Consider the following 19,688-nt stretch of genomic DNA (forward strand, 5'->3'; position numbering starts at 1 on the left):
TTCCGCAGAGTGAATACCGGGCTCGATAGCAGATCCCAGCTTGACTGGCCCGGAGCACCGCACTTGTAATTTCACTCGTGTCGTTCGGCCGATAAATTCGACAATCGGTCACGTCACGGGGACGCAAAGACCGACGAGGGGCGCACATGACCGAGTTGTTCCAGGAACTGCTGGTCGAGGACGCGGATGAGGAACTGGGCTGGCAGGAGCGCGCGTTGTGCGCCCAGACGGATCCGGAGTCCTTCTTCCCCGAGAAGGGCGGATCCACCCGCGAGGCCAAGAAGGTCTGCCTCGCCTGCGAAGTCCGTTCGGAATGCCTCGAGTACGCGCTCGCCAATGACGAAAGATTCGGAATCTGGGGCGGTCTGTCGGAGCGGGAACGCCGCCGTCTGAAAAAGGCCGCCGTCTGATTCACCGCCCGGACGGCCACCACCCCGGCCGCGCCGCGGCCCCCGACGCCCCACGGCGCCCCCACCGGGCCGCCCAGGCCGCCGGCCCTCCCACCCGCAGCCGCCGAAACCCGCGCCCACCCGTAGGCGGGGGGCGGCCCGGACGGGTTCACACCCACCCTCCCCCCTGGCCACCCGGGGAGACGATGCCAGGATCCGGCCGGTCCGCGGCCGATCCTGCCCCCCACTCGCCGCCGCACCACCCGGCCCCGCCACCTGGGCGGGGCGGTGCCCGCCTACCCGCCCACCGGGCCCGCCGTGCGGACAGGCGCCCACGCGGGCTGCCCGGCTCCCAGCCGCCGACGGCTGATACCGGACCCACCTCCGCCGCCCTGGGGAGACGCCCACGCGCGGCTGCCCGCTCCCGCACCGCCCCCAGCCGCCGACGGCCGACAGCCGCACCGGGAGGTCCCTCGGGGGCCCCACCCCCCCGGCCGCGCGGTCGCCGACGGCTGACAACCGCGCCGGGGACCCCTGCGTCCCTCCGCTCCCGCCGTGCGGGGAGATCCACGCGGGGCTGCCCGCTTACCCGCCGCCCCCCAGCCGCCGGTGGCCGACAACCGCACCGGGAGATCCCGCGGTGGCCCCGCCCCCGGGCCCCCGCTCCCGCTTTCCGCCCTCGGCCCGCAGCCGCCGACGGCGCTGTGGCCGCACGGGGAGACCGGCACTGATCCCTCCTCCCGCACGGTGGTGCGGGTGGGAACACCAGCCCGGCCGTCAGGCCGGGCGCATCCCACCGCCCCGCACCCGCGGGCGCACCCCCGCACCCCACCGCCCCGCCGGCGCCCGCGCGCACACCGCCCCCGGGGCCGGCGGCCCGGACATCCCGTCCGCCCGGGGGCATCCCGCCCGCCCCGGGGCCGGCCGCCCGGCCGGAGAACGGGCCGCTGTCCACAGGCGGCGGACCGCCGTCCTGGCAGCCATTAGTGTGGGCCTCCGTCCGAGACGCTCCGACGCCCCCCGCGGGCGACCCCCGGCCGGAGGGCCCGTAACCCGATGTCCGCCACCACAGCCGCGTTCACCACCGCTTCCCCCACGCAGCAGCCCGAGTTCCCGCGGCACGTCGTCACCGCCGTGCTGGTGTCCCACGACGGCGCCCGGTGGCTGCCGGACGTCCTCGCCGGGCTGCTCGGGCAGGAACGCCCCGTACAGAACGTCGTCGCCGCCGACACCGGCAGCGCCGACGACTCCGCGCGGCTGGTCACCGAGGCCATCGGCGACGAGCGGGTGCTGCACCTCGCGCGGCGCACCGGCTTCGGCGCCGCCGTCGACGAGGCCGCCCGCACCGCGCCGGTCCTCGGCCCCGAGGAACTGCCGTACCTGAAGCGGCCCAGCGGCTGGGACCCGGTCAGCCGGACGTGGCGCGACGAGGCGTACGACATGCCCGAACTGCCGCACGGGGAGCCCGTCCAGTGGCTCTGGCTGCTCCACGACGACGCCGCCCCCGAGCCCGGCGCCCTCGCCGAACTGCTCCGCGTCGTCGACGGCGACGAGTACGCCGCGATCGTCGGGCCCAAGCTGCGCGGCTGGTACGACCGCAAGCAGCTCCTCGAAGTGGGCGTCTCCATCGCCAACAGCGGCCGCCGCTGGACCGGCCTCGACCGGCGCGAGCAGGACCAGGGCCAGCACGACCAGGTCCGCTCGGTCCTGTCCGTGTCGAGCGCCGGGATGCTCGTCCGCCGTGACGTCTTCGAGGAGCTCGGCGGCTACGACCGCCGCCTGCCCCTGATGCGCGACGACGTCGACCTGTGCTGGCGCGCCCACTCCGCCGGCCACCGCGTCCTCGTCGCCCCCGACGCCGTCCTCCGGCACGCGGAGGCGTCCGCCCGCGAGCGGCGCACGGTCGACTGCGCCGGCCGCTCCGTCGCCAGCCCGCACCGCGTCGACAAGGCGGGCGCCGTCTACACGCTGCTCGCCAACGCCCGCGGTGTCGCCTTCCCCTGGGTCCTCCTCCGCCTCGTCGTGGGCACCCTGCTGCGGACCCTCGCCTACCTGGTGGGCAAGGCGCCCGGCCAGGCCGTCGACGAAGTGATGGGCCTGTTCGGCACGTTGCTGCGGCCCGAGCGGATCATCGCGGCCCGCCGCCGCAGACGCGGGAGGACCGTCGAGGCGTCCGAGCTGCGGCCGCTGTTCCCGCCGCCGGGCGCCACCGTCCGCGCCACCGTCGAACAGGTCATGTCCAACTTCGGCGGTTCGGACGCCGATTCGGGCGGCTCACGGCACGGCGCCGTGGAGTCGGGCCCCGGTGATGACGACGCCGACTACCTGGAGATCGAGCAGTTCGCCCGCCTGAAGAAGATCGCCCGCAAGCCGGGGCCGGTCCTCTTCGCGCTGCTGCTCGTGGCGTCGGTGGTCGCCTGCCGCGGCCTGTTCGGCGGCGGCTCCCTCGCGGGCGGGGCACTGCTGCCCGTTCCCGACGGCGTGGGCGCCCTGTGGAGCCGGTACGCGGACGCCTGGCACCCGCTCGGCACCGGCGGCACCCAGACCGCCCCGCCGTACCTGGCGGTCCTCGCCGCCCTCTCCGCGCTGTTCCTCGGCTCGACCGGCCTCGCGGTCACCGTGCTGCTCGTCTGCTCGGTGCCGCTGGCCGGCATCACCGCGTACTTCGCCTCCCGGTCCCTGGTCGAGTCCCGGCTGCTGCGCGCCTGGGGAGCCGTCGCGTACGCCTTCCTGCCCGCCACGACCGGCGCCCTCGCGACCGGCCGGCTCGGCACGGCCGTCCTGGCCGTCCTGCTGCCGCTGATCGCCCGGGCCGCCGTCGCCGCGCACGGACTGCGGGGCGACGCGCGCGGAAGCTGGCGCGGCACCTGGGCGTACGCCTTCCTGCTGACCTTCACCATGGCGTTCACACCCGTCGTGTGGCCGCTCGCGGTCGTCCTCGGGGTGGCGGTGCTGGTGCTGCGGCGCGGTGACGTCGTGGCGTACGGACTGCGTTTCCTCGCCGTCGCCGGCACACCGCTGCTGCTGCTCGCCCCCTGGTCCCTGTCGCTGCTGACCGATCCGGCCGCCCTCTTCCGGGAGGCCGGGATGGTCGTCGGGACAGGAGAGGCGTCCCCGCTCGACCTGCTCGGCGCCTCGCCGGGCGGGCCGAGGACGGTGGGCGGCCTCGTCCTGATCGGTCTGGTGCTCGCGGCGCTGGCCGCCCTGCTGCGCGCCGAGCGGCGGTTCGCGATCCGTACGGCTTGGGTCGCGGCCGTGGCCGCCCTGGTCCTCGCGGTGCTGGTGAACGGCTCGGGCGGCGGCTCCGGCTGGGCCGGGCCCGCCACCCTGGTGTACGGCGCCGCGCTGCTGGCCGCCGGGATGCTGGGCGCGGAGGGCGGACGTACGCGCGTCGCGTCCCAGAGCTTCGGCTGGCGCCAGCCCGTCGCCGTGCTGATCGCGCTGGCCGCCGCCGCCGGACCGGTCGTGGCCGCGGCCGGCTGGATGATCGGCGGCGCGGCGGGCCCGCTGGAGCGGCGCGACCCGGTCCAGGTGCCGGCGTTCGTCGCCGAGGAGAGCGACACCCGGGACCAGCCGCGCACCCTGGTCCTGGGCGGCGCGACGGCGGCCGAGGTGCCGTACACCCTGGTCCGCGGCTCCGGCGCCCGGCTCGGCGACGCCGAGCTGACCGCCGCCGGCGGTGGCGACGCCCGTCTGGACAAGGTCGTCGCCAACCTGGTCGCCGGGTCCGGCGCGGACCAGACGGACCAGCTGAGCGGCTTCGCCATCCGGTACGTCCTGGTCCGGGACGGGGCGCCGCGCCAGATGAGCCGCGTCCTGGACGCCACACCGGGCCTCACCCGGCTCAGCCAGCTCGACGGCAGCGCGCTGTGGCGGGTCGACCGTCAGGTCGCGCGGGCCACCATCGTGCCCGGCGGCAACGGCGGCAACGGCGGCAACGGCGACGGCGGCAAGGGCGAGCGGCTGCCGGTGGCGGCCGGTCCGGTCGAGGCGCACACCGAGATCCCGGCGGGCGGCGCCGGCCGGGTCCTGCGGATCGCGGACCGCGCGGACGAGGGCTGGCAGGCCACCCTCGACGGCCGGTCGCTGGAGAAGACGGTCGTCGACGGCTGGGCGCAGGGCTTCGAGCTGCCCGCCGAGGGCGGCCGCCTGGACCTGACGTACGAGGACCCGCTCGGCCACACCGTCTGGATCTGGACCCAGTGCTTCCTGGCCGTGGTCCTGCTCGTGCTGGCCCTGCCCGGGCGGCGCCGGGACGTGGACGACGACCTGCCCGAGGAGGAGCAGCCCGCGGTGACCGCCGAGGACCTCGCCGGTGACGGCCGCCGGGCGCGCCGGCTGCGGGCGGCGGCCGCCGCGGAGGCCGAGGCGGCGGAGGCCGAGGGCGTGAAGGCGGAGGCCGAGGCGGGGACGGCCGCGGTGACCGAGCCGGCCGCCGCGCCCGCGTCCGTACCGGACACCGATCCGTACGTGGTGCAGGGCGTCCCGCGCCAGCCCTCCTACGGGGAGTGGGACGGCCAGGCGTACGCCGCGTACCCCGCCGACCAGCAGCAGTACCCGGCCGACCAGCAGCAGTACCAGGCCGACCCGTACCAGCAGGGTGCCGGACACCAGCAGTACCCGCAGTACGACCCGTACCAGCAGCAGCCGTACCAGCAGGGCGGCTACGAGCAGGCCCCGTACCAGCAGCCGTACCCCCCGGGCCCCTACGAGCAGGGGCAGGGCCACTACGACCCGAACCAGAACCACGACCAGAACCAGGACCCGTACGGGCAGCAGGGCTACGGCTACGGCCACGAGTACGACGACGAGCAGCGTCCCGACGGGAGCAGCAACCAGTGAACCGCACCACCCTCTCCCTGGCCGCGGCCGTCACCGCCCTCGCCGCGGTCACCGGTTTCGCCGCCCTGACCGCCCCCGGTGACGACGCGGCGGCACCGGCGGCCGCCCGGTCCGCCACGCGGCTGCCGGTCGAGCGCTCCAGCCTGCTGTGCCCGGCGCCCAGCAACTCGGAGGTCGCCGAGACGGTGTACACCTCGTTCACCCCGCCCGGCGCCGGTGGCGGCACCGGCGCGGCGGGCGCCGAGGCCTCCGGCCGGGCGGAGCTGAAGCCGTCCGCCGCCACCGCGGGCGAGACGACGGCGGACGGGAAGAAGGCCGCCACCCCGAAGAAGGCGCCGGCCGCCGACAAGGCCGTGCTGACGCTCACCCAGCCCGGCAGGCCAGTCTCCGCCGAGGCCGACGGCGGTGACGCCCCGGCCCTGGTCGGCTCCGCCGCCGGCCGGCTCGCGCCCGGCTGGACCACCCAGCAGACGACCAAGGTCCCGGCGGGCGGCGGGCGCGGGATGCTCGGCGTGAGCTGCACGGCGCCGGACACCGACTTCTGGTTCCCGGGCGCCTCGACCGCCGCCCAGCGCTCGGACTACGTCCACCTGACCAACCCCGACGACACGGCCACCGTCGTCGACATCGAGCTGTACGGGCCGAACGGGGCTCTGAAGACGCAGCTCACCGAGGGCGTCACCGTCCCCGCCCGAACCGGCGTGCCGGTCCTGCTGTCCACCCTGACCACCGATCCCGCCGCCGAGGACGTGACGGTCCACGTCACCACCCGCAGCGGCCGGGTGGGCGCGGTGGTGCGCTCCGCCGACGAGAAGCTCGGCAGCGACTGGCTGCCCGCGTCGGCCGACCCGGCGGGGACGCTGGTGCTGCCCGGCATCCCGGCGGACGCGACCTCCGTACGGCTGGTGGCGTACGCGCCGGGTGAGGCGGACGCCGACCTGAAGATCCGGCTGGCGGGCCCGACCGGGTCCATCAGCCCGGCCGCGGCCGAGAGCCTGCACGTCAAGTCGGGGATGACCGCGGCCGTGGACCTCCAGGACGTCACGCGCGGCGAGGCCGGTTCGCTGCTGCTGTCCCCGGCCCGCAAGGGGCGGGCCACCCCGGTGGTCGCCGCCCTGCGGGTGGTGCGCGGCAAGGGCGACGACCAGGAGGTGGCGTTCATCCCGGCGACCGGGCCGGTGGGGGAGCGGGCGACGGTCGCGGACAACCGGGCCAAGGGCACCACGCTGTCGCTGACCGCGCCCGGCGCGAGCGCCGAGGTGAAGGTCACCGCGTCGGCGGGCACCGAGGGCGGGACGCCCACGACCAAGACGTACACGGTCAAGGGCGGGACGACCCTGGCGGTCACGCCGCCGGTGCCGGCCGGGCTGAAGGGCTCGTACGCGCTGACCGTCGAGTCGGTCTCGGGCGGCCCGGTGCACGCGGCGCGGACGCTGGCCGAGCCGGACGACGGCGTCCCGATGTTCACGGTGCAGACCCTCGCCGACGACCGGGGCACGGTGGAGGTCCCGGCCGCCCGGCAGGACCTGACGGTCCTCGTCGACTAGCCGGCTCACCGCCACCACCCCCGGCGGACCAGGCCCGCCCGCGCGCGTACCGGCGACGCCCGGTCGGCCCGCCCGCCCGCTCGCGTCCGTACCGCGGCGCGGACCAAGCCCCGCCGCGCCCGTACCGGCGTCGGCCCGCCCGCCCGCTCGCGTCCGTACCGCGGCGCGGACCAAGCCCCGCCGCGCCCGTACCGGCGTCGGCCCGGCTAGTCCTGCCCGTACCGGGGGTCGACCGACTCGGGGGACAGCCCCAGCAGCTCGGCGACCTGCTCGACCACGACCTCGTGGACGAGCAGGGCCCGCTCGTCGCGGCTCTTGGCGCGCAGTTCGACCGGCCTGCGGTAGACGACGATCCGCGCGGGCCGGTCGCGTCCGGCCGGGACCGAGACACCCAGGGGTACCGAATCCTCGGGTGCCACCGGCACCTCCAGGACCAGGAAGTCGACGTCGGCGAGCTGCGGCCAGTGCCGCTCCAGCCGTTCCACCGAGTCCTGGACCAGATCGCGGAAGGTGTCCGCGCGGCTGGCGGAGAGCGGTACCTGCGGCGGGGCGACGGGCCCGCGCATGCCGCGGCCGTGGCGGTCTCGGCGGCGCGGCCGGGGCTCGGCCGGACGGGGCGGTACGGGACTGTCCATCACTTGAAGCAGCGTAGCTCCCCCCGGCACACGGCGATCGTGCCGCGCGCCACGCCCGGCCTGTGTCGTTCTTTGCACATTCCGGCCATGCTTCGGCGTGATTCTGCTCCGTCATCCGATCGGTCGGCTCGTGAGGATTGACCGGATTCGTTCGGTGTGGTGTTCGGCCGGTCGACCGCCCGGAACCCCGGCCGATACCTTCCCCGCAGGTCAGCCGAGCGTTTCCGAAGCCCCCTGTGCGGGACGTCACACCGCGACACGGGCGAGTGACCTGGTCGAGAGTCGTCGCGGCCCGCTCAAGAGTGCGGTACCGTCCAACGTCGTGAGCCCTGTACGTCGCTGTTCGCGCACCGCGTGCGGCCGCCCTGCCGTCGCGACACTGACGTACGTCTATGCCGACTCGACAGCGGTCCTCGGCCCGCTCGCCACCTACGCCGAACCCCACTGCTACGACCTGTGCGCCGAGCACAGCGAGCGCCTGACCGCGCCGCGCGGCTGGGAGGTCGTCCGGCTCTCGGACGGTTCCGCCCCCGCCCGCCCCAGCGGCGACGATCTCGAAGCGCTCGCCAACGCCGTACGGGAAGCCGCCCGCCCCCAGGAACGCGCGGCCCAGGCCGGCGGCAAGCCCGGCGGCCGCGCCGGCGACCCGGTCGAGGTCGGCCGCCGCGGCCACCTGCGGGTCCTGCGCTCTCCCGACTCCTGACCGCCCGCCCCGTACGGGTAGTTTGTGTGCTCCACCTCGGGTGGACACACAGGGCTTGCAGGAGGGTGCGGGGAAGTGACAGCTGATCTGTCTGGTGGTCTGTCTCGTGATCTGTCGGGGATCGTGAAGGCGTACGACGTCCGCGGAGTGGTGCCCGACCAGTGGGACGAGCCGCTGGCGGAGCTGTTCGGCGCGGCGTTCGTCGAGGTGACCGGCGCCGACGCGATCGTGGTCGGCCACGACATGCGTCCCTCGTCGCCCGGGCTGTCCGGCGCGTTCGCGCGCGGTGCCGCCCGCCGGGGCGCGGACGTCACCCTGATCGGCCTGTGCTCCACGGACCAGCTCTACTTCGCGTCGGGGCGGTTCGGGCTGCCGGGCGCGATGTTCACGGCCTCGCACAACCCCGCCCAGTACAACGGCATCAAGCTGTGCCGCGCCGGTGCCGCCCCGGTCGGCCAGGACACGGGCCTCGCGGAGATTCGCGCGCTCACCGAGGAGTGGCTGGCGACCGGCGCCCCCAAGGCGGCGGCGACGCCCGGCACGCTCACCGAGCGGGACACCCTCGCCGACTACGCCGCCCACCTGAAGACCCTGGTGGACCTCACCTCCGTCCGGCCGCTGAAGGTCGTCGTGGACGCGGGCAACGGCATGGGCGGCCACACCGTCCCCACCGTGTTCGACGGCCTGCCGCTGGACCTGGTGCCGATGTACTTCGAGCTGGACGGCACCTTCCCCAACCACGAGGCCAATCCGCTGGACCCGGCCAACCTGGTGGACCTCCAGCGGCGGGTGCGGGAGGAGGGCGCCGACCTGGGCCTGGCCTTCGACGGCGACGCCGACCGGTGCTTCGTGGTCGACGAGAAGGGCGACCCGGTGTCGCCGTCCGCGATCACGGCGCTGGTCGCGGCGCGCGAGCTGGCCAGGAACGGCGGTACGGGCACGATCATCCACAACCTGATCACCTCCTGGTCCGTCCCCGAGGTCGTCCGCGAGAACGGCGGGACGCCGGTGCGGACCCGGGTCGGCCACTCGTTCATCAAGCAGGAGATGGCCCGTACCGGCGCGATCTTCGGCGGTGAGCACTCCGCCCACTACTACTTCCGCGACTTCTGGAACGCCGACACCGGCATGCTCGCCGCCCTCCACGTGCTGGCGGCCCTGGGCGGCCAGAGCGGCCCGCTGTCGCGGCTGGTCTCCTCCTACGACCGCTACACCGGCTCCGGCGAGATCAACTCCACGGTCGCCGACCAGCCCGGCCGCACGGCGGCGGTCCGCGAGGCGTTCGCCTTCCGCGACGGCGTCACCACCGACGACCTCGACGGCCTCACGGTCACCGGCCCGGACTGGTGGTTCAACCTCCGCCCCTCCAACACCGAGCCGCTGCTCCGCCTCAACGTCGAGGCGCGCGACAAGCCGACCATGGCCCGCGTCCGCGACGAGGTCCTCGCCCTCGTCCGCACCCCGTAGCACTCGCCCGAACATTCGCCCGCGGGCGAACCGGGCGCTCCACCGGGGGGTGGAGCCCCCGGTTCGGGGAAGACGGCCCCACGGGGACGATCCCCGGCCCGGGCGACCCGGGGTCCGGCCCGTGGCAGGGCGGTCGCCGGGGAACGGGACAACCCCCGCCAAAGCCGCGGCGTGCGGTGGCCCGGCGGTAGGCTGACGAGGCCCGACGCGCACCACGCGGCGCGCGTCACGCACCACCGCGCACGGCACCACGGCCGGCGTACAACAGCACACCGCACCACACCGAACACCGCACCACACCGCTACACCGACACACCGCACAGCGCGGGCAGCGCACAGCGCGCCGCCCCACCCACCCGCTCGAAGGGACCCACCCCATGCCGCTCGAAGCCGGCCTCCTGGAGATCCTCGCCTGCCCGGCCTGCCACGCCCCGCTCAGCGACCGCACGGCAGCCGAGGAACCCGAGCTGATCTGCACCGGCAAGGACTGCGGCCTGGCCTACCCCGTACGGGACGCCATCCCGGTCCTCCTCGTGGACGAGGCCCGCCGCCCCTCCTGACGGCGCACCGCGACGCGCTCCGGCCGGACGCACCGCGACGCACGCCGCTCACCCCGGCGCCGCGCCGCGCCGCCCCGGCCGTACCGCCGAGCCGCAACCGCGCCCGCGCCACCGCACCCCACCCCGCACGGCGATCGGAGGCCCCACCTCATGCTCGACGAGACGCTGCTCGACGACCCGGACGCCCTGGCCCGGGTCGACCGCCGAGGTCTCCTCCGCGGGGCCGCCGAAGCCGGCGCGCGCGTGCGGACCGCCGCCCGCCACGCCGCCGAAGCGGGCGTCACCGAGCTGAACCCCGAGGGACGCCCCCGCGCCATCCTCACCGCCGGGCCCGGCACCGCGGCCGCCTGCGTCGCCGACATGGTCGCCGCCCTGGCCGGCGCCGCCGCCCCGGTGGCCCGCCTGCACTCGACCGGCGTGGCCGCCGCCCCCGGCGCGCTGCGCTGGACGCTGCCGGGCTGGACCGGCTCCGTCGACCTGCTGCTGATCACCACCACGGACGGCACCGAACCGGGCCTCGCGCTGCTCGCCGAGCAGGCCTACCGGCGCGGCGTCACCGTCGTCGCCGTCACCCCCCGGCGCTCACCGCTCGCCGAGGCCGTCGACACGACGCACGGCCTGGTCGTCCCGATGGCGACCGCCCCGCACGAGCTGACCGACGAGGAGGCCCAGCAGGCGGGCCCCGCCGCCCTGTGGGCCCTGCTCACCCCGCTCCTCGCGCTCCTCGACCGCGTCGGGCTCGTCGACGCCCCCGCCGACACCCTCCAGCGGGTCGCCGACCGGCTCGACCGCACCGCCGAGCGCTGCGGACCGGCCGTCGCCACGTACGGCAACCCGGCCAAGACCCTCGCCGCGGAGCTCGCCGACAGCCTCCCGCTCGTCTGGACCGAGGGCGCGACGGCAGCCCCGGTCGGCCGCCGGTTCGCCGCCGTACTGGCGGAGCTGGCCGGCCGCCCGGCCTTCGCGGCGGAACTCCCCGAAGCGCTCGCCGCCCACCGGGGACTGCTGTCCGGCGACTTCGCGGGCGGCGCCGACCCCGACGACTTCTTCCGGGACCGCGTCGAGGAGGCACAGGCCCTCCGCGCGCGCGTGGTACTGCTCCGCGACCGCCCCGCGGGCGGCCTCACCGCCGCGCCCGCCGCCCGCGAGCTCGCGCTCGGCCACGACACCACCATCAGCGAACTCGAACCCGAGGACCCCACGGCGGCCGCCCCCGACCCGACGGCCGACGAGGGCACACCCCCCGGGAACGGAGCCCCTGGAGGCCCCGCGTCCGGCGGCCCCGCCCCCGGCGACGGCACGCCCGGCGACGGCACGCCCGGCCCCGGCAGGCCCGGCGGCGAGGGCGTCACCGACCTGGAAGCGTTCGCCGAACTGCTCGCGGTCACCGACTTCGCGGCCGTCTACCTGGCGCTGGCCTCCCGTCTCCACACCCCCTGAGCCCCGCCGCCGGCCACCACCCCGGCCGCGAGGCACGCAAGACGCAAGGAAAGACGACGCATGGACCGCCTCTCCAACACCGTCCGCCCGTACGCCTGGGGCTCCACGACGGCCATCCCGGAACTGCTCGGCGTCGCCCCCACCGGCGAACCCCAGGCCGAGATGTGGATGGGCGCCCACCCCGGCGCGCCCTCCCGCGTCACCCGCGCCGGGCAGGCGGAACAACCGCTGTCCGCCGTCATCGAGGCCGACCCGGAACGCGAACTCGGCCCCGCCACCGTCGCCCGGTTCGGCCCCCGCCTGCCCTTCCTCCTCAAGATCCTCGCGGCCGGTGCCCCGCTCTCCCTCCAGGTCCACCCCGACCTCGCCCAGGCACAGCAGGGCTACGCCGCCGAGGAGCGCGCCGGCATCCCCCTCGACGCGCCCCACCGCAACTACAAGGACGCCAGCCACAAACCCGAACTCATCTGCGCCCTCACCCCCTTCGAAGGCTTCTGCGGCTTCCGCGTCCCCGACCGGACCGCCGAACTCCTCGCCGCGCTGGAAGTCGACTCCCTCAAGCCGTACGTCGACCTCCTCCACGCACACCCCGAGGACGCCGCCCTCCGCGAAGTCCTGACGGCCGTCCTGTCCGCCGACCCCGCCGAGATGGCGGCCACCGTCACCGAGACCGCCGCCGCCTGCGACCGGCTCGGCGGCGCCCACGCCCCGTACGCCGTCCTCGCCCACCACTTCCCCGGCGACCCCGGCGTCCTCGCCGCCATGCTGCTCAACCACGTCCGGCTCCAGCCCGGGGAGGCGCTCTACCTCGGCGCCGGAGTGCCGCACGCCTACCTCGGCGGCCTGGGCATCGAGCTGATGGCCAACTCCGACAACGTCCTCCGCTGCGGCCTGACCCCCAAGCACGTCGACGTCCCCGAACTCCTCCGCGTCGTCCGCTTCGAGGCCCACGACCCCGGCATCCTCCGCCCGGAAGCCTCACCCTCCGGCGAAGAGGTCTACGAAACACCGATCGACGAGTTCCGCCTCTCCCGGTACGTGCGCTCCGAAGGCGCCGCACCCACCGACATCACCGCCCCCACCCCCCAGATCGTCCTCGCCACCTCCGGCACCCCGCGGACGAACGACCTGCCCCTCGCACCCGGCCGGTCCGTCTTCATCCCGGCGGGCGAAAAGGTCGAACTGTCCGGTACGGGCACGGCGTTCCGAGCCACAGTGGTGGTCTGACGCACCGCCCGTCACCGCTCCTGCAACAATGTGCGGCCGTACGAACCACCCCCCAGCAGCATCCAGAAGGGACACCCGCACGCATGAGCGCGTCAGGCGGAACCAAGGCGATCGTTGCGGCGCTCGCCGCGAACCTCGCTATCGCGGCGAGCAAATTCGTGGCGTTCCTCTTCAGTGGTTCGTCCTCCATGCTCGCCGAGAGCGTCCACTCGCTGGCCGACTCCGGCAACCAGGGGCTGCTGCTCCTCGGCGGCAAGAAGGCCCAGCGCGAGGCCACGCCCCAGCACCCCTTCGGCTACGGCCGTGAGCGCTACATCTACGCCTTCCTCGTCTCCATCGTCCTCTTCTCCGTCGGTGGCATGTTCGCCATCTACGAGGGCTACGAGAAGATCAAGCACCCGCACGAGATCGAGGCCTGGTACTGGCCGGTCGGCGTCCTCGTCTTCGCGATCATCGCCGAGAGCTTCTCCTTCCGGACCGCCATCAAGGAGTCCAACCCGCTCCGCGGCCAGCTCTCCTGGAAGGAGTTCGTCCGCCGCGCCAAGGCGCCCGAGCTCCCCGTCGTCCTCCTGGAGGACCTCGGCGCCCTGGTCGGCCTGATCCTGGCCCTCATCGGCGTGGGTCTGGCGCTGGTCACCGGCAACGGCGTCTGGGACGGCATCGGCACCCTCTGCATCGGTGTCCTGCTCATCGTGATCGCCATCGTCCTGGCCGCCGAGACCAAGTCGCTGCTGCTCGGCGAGTCCGCCGGCATCGACGAGGTCAAGAAGATCGAGCAGGCGCTCGTCGACGGTGACACCGTCACCGGCATCATCCACATGCGCACGCTCCACCTGGGCCCCGAGGAACTGCTCGTCGCCGCCAAGATCGCCGTGCAGCACGACGAGACGGCCGCTCAGGTGGCCGCCGCCATCGACGCCGCGGAGGCGCGCATCCGCGATGCCGTACCGATCGCCCGGGTGATCTACCTGGAACCGGACATCTTCCAGGCGTCCAAGGCCGGCGGCGCCACCGCCCCCTGACCCGGCGAAGGCCCCCGCTCCCCCGAGGAGCGGGGGCCTTCCTCATGCCCCGGCCGTCACCCCCGCGTCCCGGCCGTCACCCCCGCACTCCATCCGGCGCCCGCACGGGCCCGGCGCCCGGTCAGCCACCCGGCGAGCCCGAGCGCGCCCCCGACGACCAGGGCGACCGCCCCGGCGACCGCTCCCACACCGAGCAGGACCGGCGCCGCGTTGCTCCGCAAGGCCCGCTCGCCCACCGCGGCCAGCGGCACCGTCCCACCGGGGCTCTCGTCCCGGAAGTAACGCGAGTCCCGCGAGTTGCCCCGGTTGTCCCCGAGCACGAACACCCGGCCCGGCGGCACCGTCACGTCGTACGGCATCCGGTCGACGACCGGGTCGGCGCCCCCGAGGTACGGCTCCGCCAGCGGCTTCCCGTTCAAAGTGATCCGGCGGCCGTCACTGACCACCCGGTCGCCCCCGACCCCGACGACGCGCTGCACCACGAGCGCGCCCGCGTACCGCTCCGGCATCCGGTAGGCCACCACATCCCCCCGCCGCACCTCCGACGGGCCGACCTTCTCGAACAGCACGCGGCTGCCCGGCGCGTACGTCGGCGCCATCGACGCCGAGGCGATCGTGTGGCCCGCGTACCCGCCGAGGAAGCCCAGCCCGCATCCCACGAGCAGCACCGCCCCCAGGGGAACCAGCACCCATCCGGCAATCCTCAACCCACGTCCCGGTCCCATGTCCCGCTCCCCTTCGCTCGTTCCCGACCGTCCGAAGACGCTCCATGATCGGCCCCACCCCGCGCTCCTCCACGGCCGGATCCCCGGATCCGATCCCGGGCGGACTGTGGGCCGCCGGACCGATCGGTGTAGATTCGTGACAGAGCCAGACGTCGCTGCTGATGGCGGTCGGGCGGTCCGCGACGGACCGGCCGAGGGAGAGAGGGCCTCCGACGACTGCACTGCGGGTACCGGGCATGCTTGTGTCCAGCTACCTCGCAGAGCCAGCCGTACCCACCCTCGACCCAACACGAGGAGCAGCTCGAAATGACGACTGTCGCCAACCGACAGGACTTCAAGGTCGCCGATCTCTCCCTGGCCGAGTTCGGCCGCAAGGAGATCACCCTCGCCGAGCACGAGATGCCGGGCCTGATGGCGATCCGCAAGGAGTACGCCGAGGCCCAGCCGCTCGCCGGCGCCCGCATCACCGGCTCTCTGCACATGACCGTGCAGACCGCCGTCCTGATCGAGACGCTGGTCGCCCTCGGCGCCCAGGTCCGGTGGGCCTCCTGCAACATCTTCTCCACCCAGGACCACGCCGCCGCGGCCATCGCGGTCGGCCCGAACGGGACCCCGGACAACCCGCAGGGTGTTCCCGTCTTCGCCTGGAAGGGCGAGACGCTGGAGGAGTACTGGTGGTGCACCGAGCAGGCGCTGACCTGGCCGGACACCGCCACCGGCGGCCCGAACATGATCCTGGACGACGGCGGTGACGCCACCCTGCTCGTCCACAAGGGCGTCGAGTTCGAGAAGGCCGGCGAGGCCCCGGACCCGTCCACCGCGGACAGCGAGGAGTACGGCCACATCCTCCGTCTCCTCAACCGCACCCTGACGGAGAACCCCCAGAAGTGGACCCTCCTCTCCTCGGAGATCCGTGGTGTCACGGAGGAGACCACGACGGGCGTCCACCGCCTGTACGAGATGCACCGTGACGGCACCCTGCTGTTCCCGGCGATCAACGTCAACGACGCCGTCACCAAGTCGAAGTTCGACAACAAGTACGGCTGCCGCCACTCGCTCGTCGACGGCATCAACCGCGCCACCGACGTCCTCATCGGCGGCAAGGTCGCGGTCGTCTGCGGCTACGGCGACGTCGGCAAGGGCTGTGCGGAGTCCCTCCGCGGCCAGGGCGCCCGGGTCATCGTCACCGAGATCGACCCGATCTGCGCGCTCCAGGCGGCGATGGAGGGCTACCAGGTGACCACGCTGGACGAGGTCGTCGGCACGGCCGACATCTTCATCACCACCACCGGCAACAAGGACATCATCATGGCCTCCGACATGGCCAAGATGAAGCACCAGGCGATCGTCGGGAACATCGGCCACTTCGACAACGAGATCGACATGGCCGGCCTGGCCAAGATCCCCGGCATCGTCAAGGACGAGGTCAAGCCGCAGGTCCACACCTGGACCTTCCCCGACGGCAAGAAGATCATCGTGCTGTCGGAGGGCCGCCTCCTCAACCTGGGCAACGCCACCGGCCACCCGTCCTTCGTGATGTCCAACAGCTTCGCGGACCAGACGCTGGCGCAGATCGAGCTCTTCACCAAGCCCGAGGAGTACCCGACCGACGTCTACGTGCTGCCCAAGCACCTCGACGAGAAGGTCGCCCGTCTGCACCTCGACGCGCTCGGCGTGAAGCTCACCACGCTCCGACCCGAGCAGGCCGCCTACATCGGTGTCGAGGTCGACGGCCCCTACAAGCCCGACCACTACCGCTACTGACGGCGCCCGTGCACTGACGCACGTCAGCAACGGCCGGTGAACGGCCGGCAGGTACCCAGGCAGGCCCCCGCACCCCCGTGCCGGGGGCCTGCCCCGTACCGGGCGTTCCCCTACCGCCGATCCCGAGGACCCGAGGACCCATGCCCCGCGGCCGCTATTCGCTCCATGACCCGCACGATCACACCCCCCTCGGTGAAGAGCACTTCAACTGCGCGCCCGGCCCCTCCGGCTGGCGCTACGTCTCGCAGACGACCACCCCCTCCGGCGACCACGCCGGCTCAGTCGACCTCACCCTCGACGACCTCGGCCGCCCCATCCGCCTCGAACTCCACGCCGCGAGCTGGCAGGTCCGCGGCGCCGCCCTCGACGGAGTGACCTGGGTCCGCACCGACCCCACCGGTACGTACGCCACCGAAGGCAATGTGCGCGCCCACGCCTTCACCGGCACGTCCCCCGCGTTCCTCGTCGCGACCTCACGCCTGCTGCGCCTCACCCCCGCTTCTCCCCCCACCCGGGTACGGCTCGTCGCCTTCACGGACCCGGTCCTCGCCCCCCTCACGGTCGACCAGTCCTGGGCCCTGATCGGAAGTGAAGCGCACACCACTGACAACGGCCCCCTGATGGTGGACGAGTACCAGGTCAGCGCCCTCGACACGGGTGAACGGCACACGGTCCACCTCGCCGGTGACGTGGTCCTCGCGGCCCCCGGCATCGAGCTTGAGGACCTCGAGACCCCGCCGTCGGTCTTCCCCTGACCCCGCCGCGCCCGGCGCGGCTACGCCGGCGGCGCGAACCCGGTGGCGCGCGCCGCACCCCCGCCTTCGCCATCCGCGCCCGCGGTTCCCGCGTCCGCCGCCGGCACACCGCCCCCGACGACCGCGCCCGCCCCCGCCGAACCGCCGCCCCCGTCCGCCGGACCGCTCCCGTCCGCCGGACCGCCCCCGCCCGGCCTCGCCCCGCCGTACGGCGTGCCGCCTCCGCCCGGCACCGCCACCACGGGGCGCCACCCGCCGGCCGCCGGGTCACCACCCGAGGCCACGCCCCGGCCGCCCGCACCGACCCCGCCGCCCGGGGCGAAGGCCCGCCGCGCGTCCCGGGCCTGCCGCTCGTGCACGACCGCGGCCAGGAAGTCCGCCGCGGGCACCCCCGGCGGCGGAGGCGTACCCGTCCGGGCCACCAGGTCGTTCGCCAGCCGCTCGCCCAGAGCCCGCCGCACCCCGGGGTCGAGCTGCCCCATCCGCGTCAGGTACTGCCGCACCGCCAGCCACAGCCCCTCCGGCACCGCCGACAGGTCCAGCTGCGCGAACCGCCCGACGAGCCAGGGCGGCGGAGGCGGGACGGGCACCGTCCGGGCCGCCGGAACCCGCTCCCGGACGACCAGCGTCCCCGCGAAGACATCACCGATCCGCCGGCCCCGGGCGGACACCAGCGAGGCGATGCAGGCCACGACACCGAACGTCATCAGGATCTCGACGACCCCCATCGCCCCCCGCACCAGCGCGTGCCGGAACCGGATCGGCCCCCCGTCGTCCCGTACCACCCGCAGCCCGCACGCCAGCTTGCCGAGCGACCGCCCGTGACTCAGCGTCTCCACGGCGATGGGACCGCCCACCAGCACCAGCAGGAAGGCGGCGATCGACACCGCCGTCACGGCCGCCTCGTCCAGCGACGCCGTGGCCATCGCCAGCCCGACGGATATCAGCAGATAGGCGGCCCACACCACGACGAGGTCGACGAGGAGGGCCAGCGCCCGGCTCGGCAACCTGGCCGGCCGCAAGCCGAGTACGACCGCGTCCCCCGTCACAACCCCGCTCACGGCAGCCACCCTTCTCCGACCTACCCCGACCCCACCGCACGCCAGTCTGTCAAGCTGACCATCAGCGCGCCGCCGTAGGACGAACCGTACGCACCAGTGCCTGGAGCAGCAGCCGATCATGGACCTCGACGTCTACGTCACCGCCCACCGCGCCGAGTGGGACCGCCTGGAGCACCTCCTGGGACGCGGCCGCCACCTCACCGGCGCCGAGGCCGACGAACTGGTCGCTCTCTACCAGCGCACCGCCACTCACCTCTCCCTCATCCAGTCGAGCGTCCCCGACCCGCTGCTCACGGCCCGGCTCACCCAGCTCGTCGCCCGTGCCCGCGCCACCGTCACGGGCACCCGCCGGGCCTCCTGGCGGGACGCGGTCCGCTTCCTGACGGCCGGGTTCCCCGCCGCGGTCTACCGCTCACGGCACTGGTGGATCCCGACGGCCGTCCTGTCCACGCTGCTGGCGGCGGTCATCGGCTGGTGGATCGGCACCCACCCGGAGGTCCAGGCATCCATCGCGGCCCCCGAGGAGCTCCGCCGGATGACCCGGCCGGGCGGCGAGTACGAGACGTACTACTCCAGCCACCCGGCCGCCTCCTTCGCCGCGCAGGTGTGGACGAACAACGCGCAAGCGGCCGCCATGTGCCTGGTTCTCGGGGCGTTCCTCTGCGCCCCCGTGCTGTGGATCCTCTTCCTCAACATGCTCAACCTCGGCGTGGGCCTCGGCCTGATGTCCTCGGCCGGCCGCCTCGACACCTTCCTGGGCCTCCTCCTCCCGCACGGCCTGCTCGAACTCACCGCGGTGTTCGTCGCCGCCGGCACCGGCCTCCGACTCGGCTGGACCCTCATCGACCCGGGCCCCCTGCCCCGCCGCACCGCCCTGGCCCAGCAGGGCCGCGCCGCCCTCGGCATGGCCCTCGGCCTCGCCCTGGTCCTCTTCGTGTCGGGTGTCATCGAAGGCTTCGTCACCCCTTCGGGCCTCCCCACCTGGGCCCGCATCGCCATAGGCATCGCCGCCGAGCTGGGCTTCCTCGCGTACGTGTACGTCCTCGGCGGCCGCGCCGCCCGGGCCGGCGACACGGGTGACGTCGAGTCCACCGGCCGCAGCGCCGAGCTGCCCACGGCGGCCTGATGTGCGTCGGCCCCCGGTCGCCTGCTAGTCTCCTCTTCGCCCACAAAACCCGTTGACACGGGTGGCAGGGGGAGGTAGATTTGAACGGTTGCCTCGGGCTGGACAAGTTCGGGCCTGATCGTTTAGAGTCTCTCTCGCTCCGGTCGGAATGGAATTCCACGGAGCCGATCCGATTCCCATCCGAATCACGAACGCCGATTAGCTCGGCGGAAATGATTCTGATAAAGTCGGAGCAGCCGAAAGGCAAAGGCCCTCCAACGGCCACCGGAAACAGAATCCGAACCGGAAACGGAACGGAAAACGGATCTGGTAAGGTTGGAAACACGAAAGACCGAAGGGAAGCGCCCGGAGGAAAGCCCGAGAGGGTGAGTACGAAGGAAGCGTCCGTTCCTTGAGAACTCAACAGCGTGCCAAAAATCAACGCC

Annotated in this window: 15 protein-coding genes; 12 read left to right on the forward strand and 3 right to left on the reverse strand. The window is 74.2% G+C overall.

Annotation, left to right across the window (positions count from 1 at the left end; genetic code table 11):
• Positions 1-146: 146 nt before the first annotated feature.
• The 3 genes from ACF068_RS18480 to ACF068_RS18490 all read left to right on the forward strand — a co-directional run bounded on the left by ACF068_RS18480 (position 147) and on the right by ACF068_RS18490 (position 6,778).
• A complete protein-coding gene (locus ACF068_RS18480; RefSeq protein WP_023588371.1) occupies positions 147-410 on the forward strand; it encodes a WhiB family transcriptional regulator in 264 nt (87 codons plus the stop codon).
• A gap of 1,035 nt (positions 411-1,445) precedes the next feature.
• Positions 1,446-5,231 carry a glycosyltransferase family 2 protein gene (locus tag ACF068_RS18485; RefSeq protein ID WP_392275286.1) on the forward strand — a complete coding sequence of 1,262 codons (3,786 nt, stop codon included), beginning with the start codon at positions 1,446-1,448 and terminating at the stop codon, positions 5,229-5,231.
• Entirely contained in the window at positions 5,228-6,778 is a 1,551-nt protein-coding gene (locus ACF068_RS18490; RefSeq protein ID WP_392275287.1) for a DUF5719 family protein, read from the forward strand. The genes ACF068_RS18485 and ACF068_RS18490 overlap by 4 nt, the downstream gene beginning before the upstream one ends.
• 206 nt (positions 6,779-6,984) lie before the next feature.
• Here ACF068_RS18490 and ACF068_RS18495 read toward each other — a convergent pair whose 3' ends face one another.
• Positions 6,985-7,413, reverse strand: a complete 429-nt coding sequence (locus ACF068_RS18495) for a metallopeptidase family protein (RefSeq protein ID WP_392275325.1) — start codon at positions 7,411-7,413, stop codon at positions 6,985-6,987.
• A 271-nt stretch (positions 7,414-7,684) separates the two neighbouring features.
• Here ACF068_RS18495 and ACF068_RS18500 point away from each other — a divergent pair, with 271 nt between their 5' ends.
• The 6 genes from ACF068_RS18500 to ACF068_RS18525 all read left to right on the forward strand — a co-directional run bounded on the left by ACF068_RS18500 (position 7,685) and on the right by ACF068_RS18525 (position 13,832).
• On the forward strand, positions 7,685-8,116 hold the full coding sequence (locus tag ACF068_RS18500) for a DUF3499 domain-containing protein (protein ID WP_392275326.1): 432 nt from the start codon (positions 7,685-7,687) through the stop codon (positions 8,114-8,116).
• Between the two features lie 99 nt (positions 8,117-8,215).
• A complete protein-coding gene (locus tag ACF068_RS18505) occupies positions 8,216-9,583 on the forward strand; it encodes a phosphomannomutase/phosphoglucomutase (protein ID WP_392275327.1) in 1,368 nt (455 codons plus the stop codon).
• A gap of 377 nt (positions 9,584-9,960) precedes the next feature.
• Positions 9,961-10,143 carry a Trm112 family protein gene (locus ACF068_RS18510; RefSeq protein ID WP_392275288.1) on the forward strand — a complete coding sequence of 61 codons (183 nt, stop codon included), beginning with the start codon at positions 9,961-9,963 and terminating at the stop codon, positions 10,141-10,143.
• 150 nt (positions 10,144-10,293) lie between these two features.
• Positions 10,294-11,583: an SIS domain-containing protein gene (locus ACF068_RS18515; RefSeq protein WP_392275289.1), complete on the forward strand. Its 1,290-nt coding sequence runs from the start codon at positions 10,294-10,296 to the stop codon at positions 11,581-11,583.
• 60 nt (positions 11,584-11,643) lie between these two features.
• Positions 11,644-12,810 (forward strand): mannose-6-phosphate isomerase, class I, encoded by a 1,167-nt coding sequence (gene manA / locus ACF068_RS18520; protein ID WP_392275290.1) that lies wholly within the window; start codon positions 11,644-11,646, stop codon positions 12,808-12,810.
• An 83-nt stretch (positions 12,811-12,893) separates the two neighbouring features.
• Entirely contained in the window at positions 12,894-13,832 is a 939-nt protein-coding gene (locus tag ACF068_RS18525) for a cation diffusion facilitator family transporter (RefSeq protein WP_392275291.1), read from the forward strand.
• Between the two features lie 56 nt (positions 13,833-13,888).
• On the opposite strand, the gene lepB is transcribed toward ACF068_RS18525, so the two are convergent.
• Complete coding sequence (gene lepB, locus ACF068_RS18530; RefSeq protein ID WP_392275292.1) at positions 13,889-14,521, reverse strand: signal peptidase I; 633 nt, start codon at positions 14,519-14,521, stop codon at positions 13,889-13,891.
• Between the two features lie 342 nt (positions 14,522-14,863).
• Between lepB and ahcY the strand changes: the two genes are divergently transcribed.
• The gene (gene ahcY / locus ACF068_RS18535; protein ID WP_392275293.1) at positions 14,864-16,321 is read left to right on the forward strand and encodes an adenosylhomocysteinase; all 1,458 of its coding nucleotides are present in this window, start codon (positions 14,864-14,866) and stop codon (positions 16,319-16,321) included.
• Positions 16,322-16,461: 140 nt separating this feature from the next.
• Entirely contained in the window at positions 16,462-17,076 is a 615-nt protein-coding gene (locus ACF068_RS18540) for a hypothetical protein (protein WP_392275294.1), read from the forward strand.
• A gap of 20 nt (positions 17,077-17,096) precedes the next feature.
• On the opposite strand, the gene ACF068_RS18545 is transcribed toward ACF068_RS18540, so the two are convergent.
• Positions 17,097-18,137 carry an RDD family protein gene (locus ACF068_RS18545; RefSeq protein ID WP_392275295.1) on the reverse strand — a complete coding sequence of 347 codons (1,041 nt, stop codon included), beginning with the start codon at positions 18,135-18,137 and terminating at the stop codon, positions 17,097-17,099.
• 118 nt (positions 18,138-18,255) lie between these two features.
• On the opposite strand from ACF068_RS18545, the gene ACF068_RS18550 reads away from it, so the two are divergent.
• Complete coding sequence (locus ACF068_RS18550) at positions 18,256-19,263, forward strand: stage II sporulation protein M (protein ID WP_392275296.1); 1,008 nt, start codon at positions 18,256-18,258, stop codon at positions 19,261-19,263.
• The last annotated feature ends 425 nt before the right edge of the window (positions 19,264-19,688 follow it).

It is taken from the genome of Streptomyces sp. NPDC016309, from assembly GCF_043077235.1.
Taxonomy (GTDB): Bacteria; Actinomycetota; Actinomycetes; order Streptomycetales; family Streptomycetaceae; genus Streptomyces.